The organism is Dysgonomonas sp. 521 (assembly GCF_010501055.1).
GTDB lineage: Bacteria > Bacteroidota > Bacteroidia > Bacteroidales > Dysgonomonadaceae > Dysgonomonas.
The window spans coordinates 1-225 of the sequence record NZ_QVMO01000171.1; positions in this window are offsets into that span (position 1 = coordinate 1).

Sequence of the window (225 nt, forward strand, 5' to 3'; positions counted from 1 at the left end):
CATTGGTAGGGACGAAGCATCCCGTGTAGGCAAATTGCTTTTAAGAAAAGAGATCCTTCACTATCGTTCAGGATGACAGGGTATAAGATTTACTTAACTTGATGACATTGGTATAAATTCTGCTTATTGTGCGTCAGCCAGCGCCGTTAGCAAGCGTACGGGGTACCCACCCGGTGCAGGCGGCGTAGAATGAAGTGCGGGCGCTTTTAAGCATCGTCTGCCAAT